The organism is Pseudomonas arsenicoxydans, assembly GCF_006438915.1.
Lineage (GTDB): Bacteria > Pseudomonadota > Gammaproteobacteria > Pseudomonadales > Pseudomonadaceae > Aquipseudomonas > Aquipseudomonas arsenicoxydans_A.
The window spans coordinates 124253-139685 of record NZ_RCZE01000005.1 but is presented as its reverse complement, the minus strand read 5'-3'; the positions used below and the strand labels follow the sequence as shown (position 1 = coordinate 139685).

The window sequence follows — 15433 nt, the reverse complement described above, 5'->3', positions numbered from 1 at the left end:
TCAAATCACCAGCTTCCGTAGGGGATACCGTACTTTTCGATATAGCGTTTGGAATTTTCCTCCAATGGGAAATAGCTCCCATGGGAGAGTCCTAAACCAGGTCCCTTAGGCTCGATTTCGACCTGCGCATGGGCTACATTCACCGGGCGTAGGCATTCATCAAATACCCAGACTTGCACCACTCCGCCTGGTGCCAAACCGAGCCTGATAGAGGCGTTTTTTGGCAAAGCATTCGCCTCCCCGAAGGCTGGGCAGTCTTTTGTCAGGGCAGTACGCATGACCTGGCGCGCAGCTTCCGGAATTTCAATCCAGCCTTGATAGGTTTGCGGCTCGACTAAAGATTGCCAACGGACATAAATGCGTACCGGAAGTTTGGCATCCCTCACGTTTCTTTCGCTGCCGATACCATCAACTGCCCAGCCATGTGCGCCGTTTTTACCGTTTTTCTTTCCCCCTGATGCTCCGCTGTTGATCTGACGATAGAGAGTCCCATGAGCATCGATCGTGGCCGCGTCCTCCACCCAGCCATCCATCGCATACGGTGTGACGAAACCCAGCGCCCACGGTCCGGCGTCGGGATCTGATCTTCCAAAAGGCTGACCTGAGGCTTGGCAACCACTCACCAGCAGAACCCCTAATATGATCCTTAGTGTGCGCATATTCGTGACTCCTAGTCGGGTACATGGGGATGTTGTACGCGGATCCCGTCCGCTGTGGGGGCATTAAAATAGAGCAGTTTCGCGCTGGTTCGAGGTGTCGAACCTTGCAGGATTGTTGGTGGGTTCCAACTGGCGGAAGTGTGAATGTACCGCAATTTGAGCAGTTGCTCCTCGGCGGGCGTTGTACTGTAGTCGCCCCCGACAAAGCGCTCGCTTAGTGCCTGTAGCTCCGCAGGGATGAAGTAGGACGGATACTGCTCATCTAGCGGCTTAAACTTCACTCCCCGTTCCTTGGCCAGCGAGTACATCACCCGCAGGTAAACTCGCGACAATTCACCTTGTACAGGTCGTTTGAGCCGTAATGCCGCATAGACCTGCTTGTCAGGGTTAGAGCTATTTTGCTGAGATCGAGGCAAGCCCCGAACATACGGTGTTACTACCTCCAGCATTTCGGACGGCCAACCTTTGGCTTCCCACTGAGCCTTCACCTGTTGCGCTTCCTGATAGATCGAGGTGTTTTTCACGTCCGTCGTACCGGGGACAACCAGCACCTGCATCGGACTGATCAGCAGGTTCTCTTCGGACTCAGGAAAGTAGCCACCGCCAAGGTCCGAGTGAACACCGGGCAATGTAATTTCCAGGTGATCGGGTTTTACTCGGTTCAAGGCGAAGTTAGCGCGGATTTCATCCCGGGCAGCCAATTGGACGACATTTGGAAACAAGTGGCGAGGCAGGTACAGCTTGAGACCTGGTTGAGTTTGGCTTCGTATATAGCCCAGGTTGGCCAAGCCGCCTACCGATGGGACGGTATCGAACAAGCCGATAAAAGCCATGTTGATATCGTGCTGATACTGGCCACTAAACGCCTGATGGAAGGCGCCGCGAAGAATCTTAAGGATTTGCCCCAAAGGGCCATTCATGCCTAACGCCACTTCATTGGCAAAGTGGCGCGCCGCCGCCCCCCCCCCGACTGAAACCGAACGTGTCAAACGTCAGGTTGATAATTTTCGTACTTGGGGTGCTTTGGATGATCCCGAGGATAGTCCTCGAAATTTGACGAAAGGCGTCTTCTACCTTGGCGCTAACCCCTGTAGCACCACGTCCCATGCCCGCGCCCGTCATGCTATCCGCCTGACCTGTTATCGTGCCGATACCCTCAATGTAGAGAGACTTGAATAGCTGCTGCTGACCGGCCATATCTTGAAGTTCGTCGGGAGCAAAATACAAATCGCTCAGCTTTTTGATATTCGATTCATCATTTGCATAACTGCTGTCCGGGTCGGACATGTAAGGTTTACAACTAGCGTCCAAATCTTCGGGCTTGATGGGGTGAGCAGCGCCACACAGCAGTCCCATTTCACCGTTATTTGCGTTATTCAGCGTGCCATCGAAGAACACACCGATGCGCAAGGTGATACCCACCGGTTTCTCTTCATCCAGCTCTTCTTCCTCTTCTTCCTCCTCTAAAACCGAGTCGTCAGCAGCAGCGACTGGCGTTGGGGCTGGGGCTGGGGCAGATACAGTGATTGAGGGGCGGTAACCGGAAGGCTCAATCAAATGAGCCAGCATCGGACTGACCGGCGAAACAGGTGCCGGCGTGAAGCTGTTACCGATGATGATGCTCGATGACCCACCCGTGATGGTGTCGCCATGCGTACCTTGCGAACCGGTGACCAGCGCGGCCTGGCCATTGATCTGGACTGAGGACATGGCGGCCATGGTCAAGATACTGCCGCAGGTGGTGCAGTCGGTTACCCGGGCAGCGGGTAGACCATCAAAAAATACATTGGGTGAGCCGGATTCGATGGCTGTTCCACCACAGCGGGGACAGCTCACGGAATCGGTCTTACGCGCAGCAGGCTTGCCGGACATTTTTGACTTCCCTATCAGTGTTCAGAGGCAGCACCATGCTGACGCTCTTTATAGAAAACAATCAGACGTTTCCTCAAGTACTCAACAACGTACTTGGCTCGTGTCCAGGTGTTGGAGCATATAAGACTAAATCTGCATCTGAAGCCACTGTCAGTCTCGAAGCTGCAATCGGCTGATAGCGAACTCACCCGGCTGCAAAAATCCCGATCAGCTCCGCCAAAAATGCACTCACTACCTCCCGTTGCCGCGCCGAATGCCGCACCGCCGCATGGAAACCAACCTCATAGCGCAGCAGCTCAGGGTTGAGCGGATGCAACTGCCCCAGTTGTTCATGTTTCGCCGCGTAGTGCTGTGGCAGAAAACCCAAGTGCTGACCCGACAGAATCAGCAGCGCGGCACCGTCCATGCTGTCGGTGAGCACCGTCAAGCGTTCGATGGACGTGGGCGCGGGCATTTCCGGCAAGGGGTGGCTGGGCCAGACCCAGTCGTAATCGCGCACGTCCTCGCGGCTCAGATCACCGACGTGATCGAACAGCGGATGCGCCGGGGCGCAGTAGGCGATCTGGGTTTCCTGGAACAACGGGAAGTAATCGATGTTGGGTAAGCGGTGCCAGAAATAGCCGATGGCCAGATCGATATGGCCGTTGATGATTTTCTCTTCCAGTAACGATGACGACAGCTCGGTGAAGTGGAAGTACAACCCCTCATGGCGCGAGCGCAAACGGGCAATCGCCAGGGCGATGTTCTTGTTGGCGGACGGATCGATTTGACCGAGCAAGCCAATGTTGATGGTGCCCGACACCTTGCGGTTGATGTGCTGTACTTCAACCCGAAAGCCCTCGGCTGCCGCCAGTAACCGACGGGCCGCGTCGACAAACTGGCCGCCCTTGGGCGTCACCGAAAACCCGCCGCGCCCACGCTCGCACAGACGAAACCCGACCCGCGCTTCCAGCGTCGCCAATTGCGCGCTGATGGTCGGTTGCGTGGTATTGAGCGCCGTCTGCGCGGCCGAGATTCCGCCGGCCTCGACGACGGTCAAAAAGACCCGGATCAAGCGCAGATCCAGTTCCGATACAGTACCCAGCATGTGTTGCCTCCGATGTTCACCACATAGACGCCGATCTATGTAAACAGTGCGCCTGCGATATTTTACTGCCCTGATCGACGCCCTACATTGCAATGAAACCGGCGCTTTGCCCATAAAAACAACAATCACCAGCATAGGAACATTCGTATGTCAGGGTCCCCACACACTGCGCACGCCCTCGAAGCGAGCAGCGGGTTGGCCATCGAAGGCCACTCGATCGATTACATTCCGGAAAACGAACGTCACGCCAAACTCAGCAGCCAGGGGCCATTCTGGTTTCTGGGCAACTTCCACTTCTTCACCATCTCCATCGGTTTCGTCGGCCCGAGCCTCGGCTTGTCAGCGCTGTGGACCATGCTCGCCGGTGCGCTGGGCATCATGTTCGGCACCATCTTCATGGCCTTCCACGGCTCGCAAGGTCCGGAAATGGGCTTGCCGCAAATGATCCAGTCCCGCGCCCAATTCGGTTATCGCGGGGTGATCCTGGCCTTGATGGCGACGATGTTTGTGTTCGTCGGCTTCAACGTGGTGAACATCTCGCTGATCATGAACGGCCTCGAACATGTGTTCGGCATCGACCCGACGATAGTCGCGGTGACGGTGGTGCTGATCGGCGCGCTGCTGTCGATCTACGGCCACGACCTGATGCACAAAGCCTTCAAGTGGGCGTTGCTCGCGACCTTGCCGCTGTACGCGCTGGTCACCATTGCCCTGATGTTCGGCGCCGGCCAAGAGGGCGTCACCCCGGCGGCGGACCTCGGCTTCAACTGGGTCGCGTTCGCCACGCTGTTCGCCATCGGCGCCAGCTACAACATTTCCTATGCGCCCTATGTCTCCGACTACTCCCGTTACCTGCCGAAAAACACCAGCCGCCCCAAACTGATCGCCGCCGTGTTCATCGGCGCCTCGCTGTCCGGCAGCTGGATGATCGGCCTCGGCGCGTGGCTGGCGCAGCAGTTGAAAGCGGTGGATGCGCTGGTGGCATTGAACCAGGTCGGCTCGTCGATGATTCCGGGGCTGGGCAACGTGCTGGTGATCGTCTCGGTGGCAGGCTTCCTGCCGATCATCGCGCTCAACACCTACAGCGCCATGCTGACGCTGCTCACCGGTGCCGACTCGATCAAGAAAATCACCCCGACACCCCGCGCCCGAATCCTGTCCATCACCGCGATCAGCGTGATCCTGCTGACCTGCGTGCTGTCGATCAAAGGCGACGGCATCGCACTGCTGAACACCTTCCTCGTGCTGCTCCTGTACTTCCTCGTGCCCTGGACCGCCGTCAACCTGGTCGATTACTTCTTCGTGCGCAAAGGCCGCTACGCCATCCCGCACTTCTTCACCCCGAACGGCATCTACGGCGCCTGGCAATTTCGCGGCATCGTCTCGTACCTGATCGGCTTCGCCGCGATGGTGCCGTTCTTCTACATCTTCGATGCCGCCGCCAACAAAGAAGTCTTCGTCGGCCCGCTGGCACGGATGCTCGAAGGCGTGGACATCGCCTGGCTGGTGGGATTGGTGGTGTCGGGTCTGACGTACTTCATCCTCAGCCGCTCGCTGGACCTGGCGGCGGAACGCAAGGTCATCGACGCGATTACCGAGAGCGACATCATTGCCATGACCCAACCGACTGTGGAGGCGGGGCGTTGAACACTGCAAAAAATACAGTGGTTGCTTGCTGCCAGGTGGCGCCGAAGATTGGCGATCTGGCGTTCAACCGCACGCTGACCGAGCGCGCGATTCGTTCGGCGGCGCATCAAGGGGCGCAGATTGTGGTGCTGCCTGAGTTGGTGCAGAGCGGGTATGTGTTCAAGGACCGCAGTGAAGCGTTGTCTTTGTCGGAAACGGTTGAGGGTCCGACCTTGCGGCTGTGGGCGGCACTGGCCCGGGAGTTGAACATTGTGGTGGTCGGTGGTTTTTGCGAACGGCTGGAGGGGGATGAACTGGCCAACAGCGCGGCGATGATCGATGCCCAAGGGTTGCGCGCTGTGTACCGCAAGGCGCACCTGTGGGATGCGGAGAGTGAAATTTTTAGCGCCGGTGATGCTGCGCCGCCGGTGGTCGAAACGGTGCATGGGCGGATTGGAATGTTGATTTGCTATGACCTGGAGTTTCCGGAGTGGGTGCGGCTGCCGGCGTTAGCGGGCGCGGACTTGCTGTGTGCACCGGTTAATTGGCCGGATGGACCCCGGCCGCCGACGGAGCGTCCGGCGGAAGTGGTGCGGGTGCAGGCGAATGCTTCGGTGAATCGGATGTTTATTGCGGCATGTGATCGGCATGGGTTTGAGCGCGGGGTGGGTTGGGTGCAGGGTTCGGTGATTGTGGATGCGGATGGGTATCCGGTGGCGGGGCCGGCGGAGGAGGGTGGGGAGCGGGTTTTGTTGGCGACGTTGAATCTGGGGGAGGCGAGGAATAAGCGGATTAGTGCGCGCAATGATTTGCATGGGGATCGGCGGGAGGGGTTGTATGGGGTGGTCGGGGAATAGAGTGGTAGGCCGATCCTTTTTGTTTTCCAAATGCGGTGGTTGAGAAGGGTGACCTCTACTCGTTTCGCAAGCCGGTTTCTTAGGCATATCCAATTTCCCGCATAGGGGTGGCCTCACCCGAGTTCAGATTGCTTCTGATCGAATGTTGATGTAACGAAGGATAGCAATCGACCCGGAACTGCCTTCGTGGGAGGCAGCTAACGACCGAGGCTGTGTAAAAACGTTTTAGAGCAGGTTTGACGGTCTGAATCGGAACGAAAATCGCGCTCCTAAACAAATTCCAGGTCCGCTGAGCTGCCAATCACGGGCAGATTTTACGTAGCGACGCAGACGTCAAAACAGAGTCTGCGTTTTTACACACTCTGGACCCAAAGGAGACGGTCAATCTCTGTGTTAGGTTCAATCCACAATAGAAACTAGGTCGCATGCTTTGTGAATGTGATATCCATTACCGGACGGTATAGTCCAGCAGGTATGCATGATGATGGCGGTACAACTGTAAGAGCATATCTGTATTGGGGCCAACCACATCCATACCCCTATCGTCATAGGGGAAAATCATGACGCGCTTTTTCAAATTGAACAGATAGAAATCACATCTGGGCTTAGGCTGTATCACGGCGAAGTCTTTAGCCAATGCACACCAAAGAAATGCTTGGAGCAGGTTCATAGGCGCTTCAAATGCCACGTTGATCCAATACTCTGGATCATTCTCGCAGTACCACTCAGCTGGATCTATTTCCTCGCTCCAGACTGACCGCTCAGTGGGTATGGCAATGCCGGCAGATCGAAGAGCATGAATCGCGGCACGATGAGCAAATTGATTCCTACCGGAGTGAATGCGCAGGCACGCGACAATCGCCGTTTCACCAAGAAAAACATCGCTGCAAATCTTCGTTGATTTTTGCAGCGCTGAAAGGAACTGCTCTATCACCCCGCCGGTTTCAGATAGTGCAAAGCGCAGCCCGCCCGGATACGAGTAGAAAAGAGGTCTAACAAAAGCTTTGCCCCCAAAAACTCTCTCAATTTCAAGCTCTAAATTCATTCAATCCCTTCGTGGCTATCAGCCAGACTCCATAACTTTGGCGGCGGGCATGGATATTACCGTATGCGTGAGATCTGAGCTAAAGCAGGCCTGCGAGAGACCGCTATTGGCCGATTTCTGCCTGTGGCGACCGGCTGAAAACTACCCAAAGCAGCCCTTCCAAAAGGAATGCTATCAGCTAGAAGAGACGCTGGGCCCCGATCTACTGCGAGCCTTACGCTGAAGATATCGCTATGTCGTAACGCTAAAAAAATAGCTTAATCTTGCCCATTTTGAACAGCGTGATCAGCGTGAGACTTAATCAATGGAATATCTGTCTAGGATTTGCTTCAACACTCAAGGATGGCGATGTCCCACTGGCGAGGCTCGGTTGCTTGAACTTGCCAGCCCGCCTTCTTTTTCACGCATGTTCGGTTACGGTCACGAAGAGTGGTTGTTCCGGTTCGATTGGCAAATTGATGGATGGCAGTACGGTTTTTTACAGGGTGTAAATAACAGCCGCTCTACGGTTGCGGGCATAGAAGAAGCGGTCGCCGTTACGCTTTACACATGTAAACCGGGGTTTCAACGTCGGTATGTCGCCAAGATTTTGGATGTTGAATGCCTCAGCTACTCACAATCCGAAGCCATCCACGCTCAGTTTGTTGCTAATGGCTGGCTGGCCGAAATGCAGGCCGATATTGTGGCTGTGAATGGAGATGTCTCTACATTAGGCGACCCGAATTGGGTTAACGGGATGATCAACGTACGTTTCCGTCAGGAGAATGTGCGGTGGTATCCAGCAGGCACCTATGCAGAAGAAGATTAATACGTACGGCCCCTTCGGTGTTACCAGTTCAATGAGATCAAAAACGATGCCCAGGCTCCTTTTGTGGATTGAAGCCAGCTGGGCCGGCATGGTCGTCCGGATGCCCCGAATCAAAATCCGTTTGATCGCAGTGGCTCTGCTGGAACAATGTGCACGCCGGAACACGGACTCATTCAAGCCAAATTGCTGGAAGAGTTGAAAGTCGAATACCCGAATGCGGGTATTTGTTGCGAGAAAGATTTTGTAGACATCACTGTCGAAACACCCAGCCAACGAATATTTTTTGAAATTAAGTCTGACCTTGTGCCGCGTACTGTGCTTCGACTGGCGCTGGGACAACTGCTGGAGTACGCCTTTTACTATCCATCGTATGACGCGGATTCCCAGCGGGTTACTCGACTGATCGCGGTTGGACGCAAAGCCCTGTCACCCGAGGACCAAGCGTATCTGAAATACTTGCAGGAAAAATTCAATCTACCGCTGGAATATCGCGTCGTACCCATCTGAGAATCAGGTTCGGAACCCTAAATACTCACATTGTTCATTTCTGAACTGACGCTTAAAGCCTTTCACCCAAGCGTACGCTAGGGTTCCAGTGGTGCCGTGGTGCCGTGGTGTACACGTTGGCCGATAGCTGCTTATCCGAAGGGTAGCTCTCGGCCAAAAGCGGTCTGTCATTAGGCGGTCGCGCGAAAAAAAGTGACCGGTTAAGCCCTTAATACGGCTGGCGTTATTGTGCCCCAATGTAGTGTCACTTTTGATGCAATTCAGCGCAGCTAAGACCATTCCAGTGGAGCTTTTGACTGAAATCAACTCCCACTATTATCGAATAGTATAGAAAAACAGACGTTGTATTTTATCCAGCGACTACACTTACAAATTAAGTAGCTTAATGAGTTGTGATGTCTGGATGTTGTTTCCATTGAAAACAGCGTCCTCCCTTTGATCCTACTAGCGGACTTTACATGAAGATTGAAATTCTCAAACAAGCGGTTATGGACTCACGGGACGGTATCACCATCTCCGACAATTGCATCGACGACAACCCGTTGGTTTTTGTAAATCCTGCTTTTGAGCGCATGACTGGCTACTCGTTCGAAGAAATTACTAACATTAACTGTCGATATCTACAAGGAGGCGATCGAAAACAGCATGAACTGGAAATTGTTCACAATGCTATTAAAAAAGGCGAGTACTGCCTTGTAACCTTGCGGAACTACCGCAAGGATGGAACTATGTTTTGGAACGAATTAAGCATATCCCCAATTTATGATGAGAATGGAGCTGTAACTAACTTTATTGGAATCCAAAAGGATGTAACACCTAGAATGATAATACAGCAACAACTTCGCGACGAACATCAGTCTCTCGAGGAAATGAAAATACACTTCGAGCAACTAGCCATAAAAGATGGACTTACAGGTATTTACAATCGTCGCTTTTTTGATACTCAATTAGAAATTCAATGTAAAATTGCATGCCGTAATGGTGATTCATTGACCCTTGCCATGATTGATGTTGATCACTTCAAATCATATAATGATATTTATGGACATCAAGCTGGCGATGAAGCGTTAATACGTGTCGCAGATAGTTTGAATAAGTCCTTCCAGCGAGGCTCTGATTTTGCAGCCAGGTATGGCGGCGAAGAATTTGTAATTCTGTCCAACGGTATGGCGAAAGACCAGGCAGCTCTGTATGTCAATTCGCTATGCCAAGGCGTGCGAAATTTAAGAATACCGCACACCGCTTCCAGCACAGGCTATTTGACCATTAGCATCGGTTTTTCAGTTCACACATTTGGTCCCCTGCACCCGTCTAACGTACTACTGGTGCAAGCGGATAAAGCTCTCTATTTAGCTAAAGAACGGGGAAGAGATCAATCTTTTAGTCTTTAGGGTCAATATGAAAATCTGGAGAAAATGGCGTTTGTATCACCATCATGTCGCCCCTAATGGGCACTTTCGGTCGCCCGGCGCTGGTCGTTGTCGGCAGCAATCGGCCAAAGCAGCCGCTCGAAAGTGACCGCTTTCGACTCATCGTCGACAATCCGACCAAGAACCGCTCATCCCTCTGGCTGCCGTTGGCTAAAATGAAAAAACCCGCATGGGCGGGCTCGGGGGGACTCACGATAAACGGTGCTGATTCATCAGCAACGAGTCTAGAAGGCTCCTGTTAATCCGCAAGAAATGCGATAAATGGTTGGTCAGGTAGAAAGCAAAAGAAGGCGAGCAAACGCATCCAATCCCCACCAAAAACGTTCGTCAAAGGATTGTTGCCTAATCAGGAGATAGGAGTTTTCTAACTTCAGCAATCATCAAGTCGATGTTGAATGACTTTGCCAAAACCGCATCAAACAGATCCGATCTCTGCATACCGATGTGTGCCTGAGCACCGCTCATCAAGATGATCGGCAAATGATTATTGGAAGGAAGAGCTCGGACAGCTGTGGCGAATTCTAGGCCGTCCATGACCGGCATCATAAAGTCGGTAATGACCAAGGCAGGCCGTTCTCTATCCAGCACTTCGAGTCCTTTTCGACCATTGCTGGCCGTTACCACCATGAACCCTTCATCCTCCAGCGCGAAGCTGAGAATGTCAGCGATCAAATACTCGTCGTCGACGACCAGGATGGTGGTCATGTTAATTCAACCCGCTCAAACGCTTAAGAAATTGAACCGGGAGATGACTCAGCGGGGACTGATGGTTCATGTCTTGAAGCCTTTTTCAGGAAAACATATTGATCCCGGATCACGACCTCAAATCGCGAAGGGTCATAAGAGCTGTCTCGTACTTTAAGAATGGAAAGCGTCCTGCTTAGTTCAGAGTGATTCTCACAGAACCGCATTAGCATCAAGTTGTCGACGATGCTAGACAGGTCGGAGTTTGGTGCGCTGACCTCGGAGCCAAATAGATCGCGCATCTCCCAGGACGCAAATACCGTAACGCCCCTGGATCGCAGCTCGTTCATCAGAGCACTGAAGAAGTCAGTTATCCGCGCCGGATTTGTCGAGACTCGTGTCATACCGCTAAGGCTATCGATGAATAGGCGCTTGATGCCCTTTTCTTCAACGATACTGAGCAATCGTGCCCCCAGCCCATCCAACAGGCCTTCGGTAGTAGGCTGCCAGGCAATGCTCAGCGCGCCGCCGTCTTCCATACCCTTGATATCGATACCCAGTGATAGGCCTTTGAGTCGCAGCCGTTGTGGGCTTTCGTAGAAGCCAAAATGTAGGCCCGGCGCCTCCACAGTCGATTCGGCCAGAAATTGGAGGCCCAGTGTTGTTTTACCAATCCCGGACGGGCCTATTACCAGAGACACACTTGAACTGTGCAGGCCTCCGCCTAAGATGTCGTCCAGTGATTCAATACCACTGGCGATACGCGTCATGTCGGCGCTGTCGGGGGACGACGGATGGCTGTAGATACTTTCAAGTCGTGGGTAAACCACCAAGCCATTTTCGGTAATTTCACACTCGTGAAGACCGGTCATTGCTGAGCTGCCACGAGTTTTACGAAGCTGAATTCGACGCACTGAACGAGTGCCATATAGCTCCTCGCCCATCTCAATCACGCCATCAACCATGGTGTGCTCAGGACTGCCATCGTCGAGGCGGGAACTGGTAAGAAACAGCACCGTGCAACCAGCGAAAGCGGCGTGACCTTGCAGCTCTGAAATGAATTTCTTGGTATCGATGGGCGAATCAGCTTTTGAACGCGCATTGAGCAAACCATCTACGACCATCACCGTAGCTTTCTGGCGGCTTATTTCGCGTCGAAGCAGCTTTACTACCTCATCCAGGCCTTCGTTTTCCAAGGTGTCAAAAGCACTGACAAACTGGATTTCGACGCCTACCTTGGATGAGTCGAAAAAGCTAAGGGTAGAAAGAAATTGAAAAAGACGGTCATGCGATTCAGCCAACAGTGTAGCGACGAGAACCCGCCCTCCGTTGTTCGCATGATAAAACCCAAGTTGGTTCGCGAGGATCGTTTTTCCAGATCCTGGGCGTCCTTGGATTATGTATGAAGCCCCTTCGACCAGCCCGCCCTTGAGCAGAGCGTCGAGCCCTTCTATTCCGCTTTGAAGGCGTTTTAGCTTTTCCACAATGCGACCCTGATCCGAAAAACATTCTATTTATACCAAGTAAATGGAATGCTAACGCCAATTCTGCTTCGGAGCCATTCAGGTTGAGTGGAAAGCTGGAGCGACATCGCACTCTTGGTGTCGTAAGAGCTGCTCACGAGCGGCTGCTATATTGGGTCGATTGCTGCCTGTCGTGAGGGGCAGAACACGACCCAGATCGGCCGATCAAAGTATTTTGGAAAAAACTCATTTGCTACCGTAATTGACAGCAATTGCAATGTTGCGTCGATTGGGGGTCGATAGCTAGCCATAGGGTGTACCATCAAGCACTATCCATCAGATATCAGTCAGCTATGTCCACGCTAAGCGAAGAGAGCCGTCAGATCGTAGCTTCTCTGGCGCACCGTGTTGGCCCCAACGCTGACACTGCATCCGTCGCACAAGCAATTGCTTCAATATTGCAGGATATGGACGCAGCCCTCACGCCCATCATTGGCCAGCAAGGGGTTACCGCGCTTTATCGTCGCAGCGTCCACCTGTGCGCTTCTACTCATCCGCGTTTGGCCGGCACCTGCGACAAAGTGCCGGCCGGCATGGACCTGATTGCCCTCAAATCCATAATCGTTGAGCAAAGCGACATCGATGCGCTGTTCTTCGGCGAAGTGTTGCTGATTACCTTTTACGAGCTGCTGACCACGCTCATCGGGCCCTCGCTCACCGAACGCTTGCTTCGTGGCATGTGGGAACCTTCTTTGAGCGACACCCCTTCGCAGGAAACTTCGCCATGAGCACCAAAGTGACTATCAACCGTCTGGCCACCGGTGTGCCAGGACTGGACGAGGTGCTGGGCGGAGGTTTGCCGGAGTTTTCGTTCAACCTGATCGCTGGCCCGCCAGGCTGTGGCAAGACCACGCTTGCCCATCAAATGATGTTCGCCCTTGCAACGCCCGAGCGTCCGGCATTGTTCTTTACCGTGCTGGGCGAACCGCCGCTGAAGATGCTGCGCTATCAGCAGCAATTCGACTTTTTCGACAGCGAAGCGATCAACCATTCGATCCGCTATATCAACCTGGCCGCCGACACTCTGGCTGGGAATCTGGACGAAGTGCTACGGCGTATCGTCAGCGAGGTGGAGACGCATTCCCCGGCGCTCGTGTTCGTCGATTCGTTCCGTTCGGTGGTGCTGGCCAGCCAGACCCAGGACAACCCGAACAACAACCTGCCGCAGTTCGTTCAACAACTGGGTATGTTGATGACCACCTGGCAGGCGACGACCTTTCTGATTGGCGAATACTTTACTGAAACCGACACCAACCCGATTTTCACCGTGGCCGATGGCCTTATCTGGCTGCGCCAGAGCGTCCAGCGCAACTCGATGGTGCGCAAAATGGAAATCATGAAGATGCGCGGCCAGCCGACGTTGCCCGGGCTGCACACCTTTCGCATCGCCACCTCGGGGATCAAGGTCTTTGCGCCAGCAGCACTCAACCCGGTTGAAGCGCCGTTGGAGTTTCCGATCAAGCGCCTGAAAATGGGCGTGCCACAGCTCGACGAGATGCTCGGCGGAGGCCTGCCCCGTGGTTACTCGTTGCTGGTGGCCGGGCCGTCGGGCTCGGGTAAAAGCATTCTGGCCACGACCTTCCTCGCAGAAGGTGCGCGCAATGGCGAAACCGGTGTGATCGCAGTGTTCGAACAACGGCCTAATCACTCCCAGAACGCCACCCTTGCGGGCCTGATACAGAGCGGTCAGGTAGGCCTGGTGGATAGCCGCGCGCCGGACCTGTCCATCGACGAGATCGTGCAGTTGCTGTTGAGTGAGATCACACGGCTGAAGGCCACCCGCGTGGTGATCGACTCTATGTCAGGCTTCGAACTGGCACTGGCGCCGACTTTCCGCGAAGATTTTCGCGAATCGCTGTCGCGAATGGTCACCGCCCTCACTAGCGTCGGCGTCAGTGTGTTGCTGACCTCGGAGCTCGAAGACCGCTACACCGACTTGCGCTTCAGCCCTTACGGCACGGCATTTCTCACCGACGCGATCATCGTCCAACGCTATATTGAAGTGCAGAGCCGCTTGCTGCGCATCATGGCCGTGGTAAAGGTACGCGCCAGCGCCCACTCCGATGAGTTGCGCCAGTACCACATTGATGATAGTGGTCTACGGATCGGCGAAATGCTGCCAGATCAAGAGGGGCTGCTGGGTGGTCGACCAACAAAACAGAGTTCAGGAGCGGTACGCACAGGAGATAAACATGTTTGAGCGCGACTCATGAGTGAAGCCGATGGCAAGAAAGAGCGTGAGGTGGCCAATGCAGCTCACGAACTTTTCCTGCTTGGCCAGAAAACTGTTGAAGCACGCGCCGTATTAGCTGCCCTGCAAAAGCAATTGAGCGATGCCAGCAGCCAGTTGGTGGATGTCCAGCAAGTCGAGCAAGTTATCGAGGCCAATCAGCAGTTGGTACTGGCGATACTCCTGGCGCAATCTGACGCTGAAACACCTCCTCGCTTGGAAGAGCAGCGTTTGTACCTGGAGCTGCGCGAGGCTAACGCGCAGCTTGTCATCGCTGCACTAAGCGCTCAAGACCTTCAGGCGGCAGCCGAGCGCGCACTGACTCAGCAGAAAAGCGTACTGGCGATGGTGGCCCATGAGCTGCGAAACCCTCTAACGCCCATCAGCATGATTGCAGAGCGTATGGTACGACTGCCTAGTGATCAGCTACCGCGGATGCGTGATTTGATCGAGAGCCAAGTACAGCATATTTCACAGTTGGTCGACGATTTGCTCGACGTCTCCCGCGCCAGCACTGGAAAGCTGCGAATCAATCGCCTCGATGTCGACATGATGCAAATTCTGCGTGACGCTATTGATGCGTGTGGTCCTGTGATGATCGCGCAAAAGCAGCATTTCGACCTCCATCTTCCCGATGGTATCTTGATGGTGAATGGTGACTCAGGACGCCTCGCCCAGATTCTCCGTAATCTACTGGCTAATGCAGCCAAGTACACTCCGGTTGACGGCAGAATCGAATTGTCTGTGACGGTAGAGGCCGACGTTTTGAGGATATGTATCTCCGACAATGGCATCGGCATTTCCGCGAAGGCACTGCCTTTCATTTTTGACCCATATGTTCAAGACGAGCACGCCATAGGTTTCAACGGGTCCGGCTTGGGCATTGGTTTGACCGTAGTTCGGGAGCTGGTCGAAGCACACGGTGGCAAGGTCACCGGTATGAGCGAGGGTACTAGCAAGGGAAGTGAGTTCGTGGTGACTTTGCCGTTGATGAGCCATTGATACGTCTTTGAAGCTAGCCGACAGAGAACCATTCTCGCATTTGGATTACTTCTGGTTGTCGATTGTCAAGAAGTAAAGGCCTGCTGTTGGCTGATTAATGCCT

15 protein-coding genes are annotated in these 15433 nt (G+C 53.9%); 8 read left to right on the top strand and 7 right to left on the bottom strand.

The genetic code is table 11. The features are described from left to right. Window positions 1-5: 5 nt before the first annotated feature. The 4 genes from EAH78_RS12060 to EAH78_RS12050 form a co-directional block, all read right to left on the bottom strand. Entirely contained in the window at window positions 6-659 is a 654-nt protein-coding gene (locus EAH78_RS12060) for a DUF2931 family protein (protein ID WP_140667737.1), read from the bottom strand. Between the two features lie 11 nt (window positions 660-670). Next, window positions 671-1579 (bottom strand): phospholipase effector Tle1 domain-containing protein, encoded by a 909-nt coding sequence (locus EAH78_RS32700; RefSeq protein ID WP_240051876.1) that lies wholly within the window; start codon window positions 1577-1579, stop codon window positions 671-673. A gap of 13 nt (window positions 1580-1592) precedes the next feature. Beyond that, window positions 1593-2531 (bottom strand): PAAR domain-containing protein, encoded by a 939-nt coding sequence (locus EAH78_RS32695; protein ID WP_240051875.1) that lies wholly within the window; start codon window positions 2529-2531, stop codon window positions 1593-1595. A 184-nt stretch (window positions 2532-2715) separates the two neighbouring features. Continuing rightward, window positions 2716-3618, bottom strand: coding sequence for a LysR family transcriptional regulator (locus EAH78_RS12050; protein ID WP_140667736.1), 903 nt, complete (start codon window positions 3616-3618; stop codon window positions 2716-2718). A 147-nt stretch (window positions 3619-3765) separates the two neighbouring features. Between EAH78_RS12050 and EAH78_RS12045 the strand changes: the two genes are divergently transcribed. Both EAH78_RS12045 and EAH78_RS12040 read left to right on the top strand, forming a co-directional pair. After that, the gene (locus EAH78_RS12045) at window positions 3766-5265 is read left to right on the top strand and encodes a purine-cytosine permease family protein (RefSeq protein ID WP_140667735.1); all 1500 of its coding nucleotides are present in this window, start codon (window positions 3766-3768) and stop codon (window positions 5263-5265) included. Continuing rightward, window positions 5262-6101 carry a nitrilase family protein gene (locus EAH78_RS12040; RefSeq protein ID WP_140667734.1) on the top strand — a complete coding sequence of 280 codons (840 nt, stop codon included), beginning with the start codon at window positions 5262-5264 and terminating at the stop codon, window positions 6099-6101. Before EAH78_RS12045 ends, EAH78_RS12040 begins: the two co-directional genes overlap by 4 nt. 448 nt (window positions 6102-6549) lie before the next feature. Here the strand turns inward: EAH78_RS12040 and EAH78_RS12035 are convergent, their stop codons facing one another. Further along, a complete protein-coding gene (locus EAH78_RS12035) occupies window positions 6550-7146 on the bottom strand; it encodes a DUF3885 domain-containing protein (protein WP_140667733.1) in 597 nt (198 codons plus the stop codon). A 370-nt stretch (window positions 7147-7516) separates the two neighbouring features. On the opposite strand from EAH78_RS12035, the gene EAH78_RS12030 reads away from it, so the two are divergent. The 3 genes from EAH78_RS12030 (at window position 7517) to EAH78_RS12020 (ending at window position 9852) form a co-directional block, all read left to right on the top strand. Then, complete coding sequence (locus EAH78_RS12030) at window positions 7517-7954, top strand: hypothetical protein (protein WP_140667732.1); 438 nt, start codon at window positions 7517-7519, stop codon at window positions 7952-7954. A gap of 147 nt (window positions 7955-8101) precedes the next feature. After that, entirely contained in the window at window positions 8102-8461 is a 360-nt protein-coding gene (locus EAH78_RS12025; protein ID WP_140667731.1) for a hypothetical protein, read from the top strand. A 458-nt stretch (window positions 8462-8919) separates the two neighbouring features. Further along, a complete protein-coding gene (locus EAH78_RS12020; RefSeq protein WP_140667730.1) occupies window positions 8920-9852 on the top strand; it encodes a GGDEF domain-containing protein in 933 nt (310 codons plus the stop codon). Between the two features lie 381 nt (window positions 9853-10233). Here the strand turns inward: EAH78_RS12020 and EAH78_RS12015 are convergent, their stop codons facing one another. Together EAH78_RS12015 and EAH78_RS12010 are read right to left on the bottom strand one after the other, a co-directional pair. After that, the gene (locus EAH78_RS12015) at window positions 10234-10596 is read right to left on the bottom strand and encodes a response regulator (protein ID WP_140667729.1); all 363 of its coding nucleotides are present in this window, start codon (window positions 10594-10596) and stop codon (window positions 10234-10236) included. A gap of 23 nt (window positions 10597-10619) precedes the next feature. Further along, entirely contained in the window at window positions 10620-12062 is a 1443-nt protein-coding gene (locus EAH78_RS12010) for an ATPase domain-containing protein (protein ID WP_170219119.1), read from the bottom strand. 329 nt (window positions 12063-12391) lie between these two features. Here EAH78_RS12010 and EAH78_RS12005 point away from each other — a divergent pair, with 329 nt between their 5' ends. Genes EAH78_RS12005 through EAH78_RS11995 form a run of 3 tightly spaced genes read left to right on the top strand, consistent with a single transcriptional unit; the run spans window position 12392 to window position 15330 of the window. After that, window positions 12392-12826, top strand: a complete 435-nt coding sequence (locus EAH78_RS12005) for a hypothetical protein (RefSeq protein ID WP_240051874.1) — start codon at window positions 12392-12394, stop codon at window positions 12824-12826. Then, complete coding sequence (locus EAH78_RS12000) at window positions 12823-14298, top strand: ATPase domain-containing protein (RefSeq protein WP_140667727.1); 1476 nt, start codon at window positions 12823-12825, stop codon at window positions 14296-14298. The genes EAH78_RS12005 and EAH78_RS12000 overlap by 4 nt, the downstream gene beginning before the upstream one ends. A gap of 9 nt (window positions 14299-14307) precedes the next feature. Further along, window positions 14308-15330: a sensor histidine kinase gene (locus EAH78_RS11995; protein ID WP_140667726.1), complete on the top strand. Its 1023-nt coding sequence runs from the start codon at window positions 14308-14310 to the stop codon at window positions 15328-15330. Window positions 15331-15433: the final 103 nt, after the last annotated feature.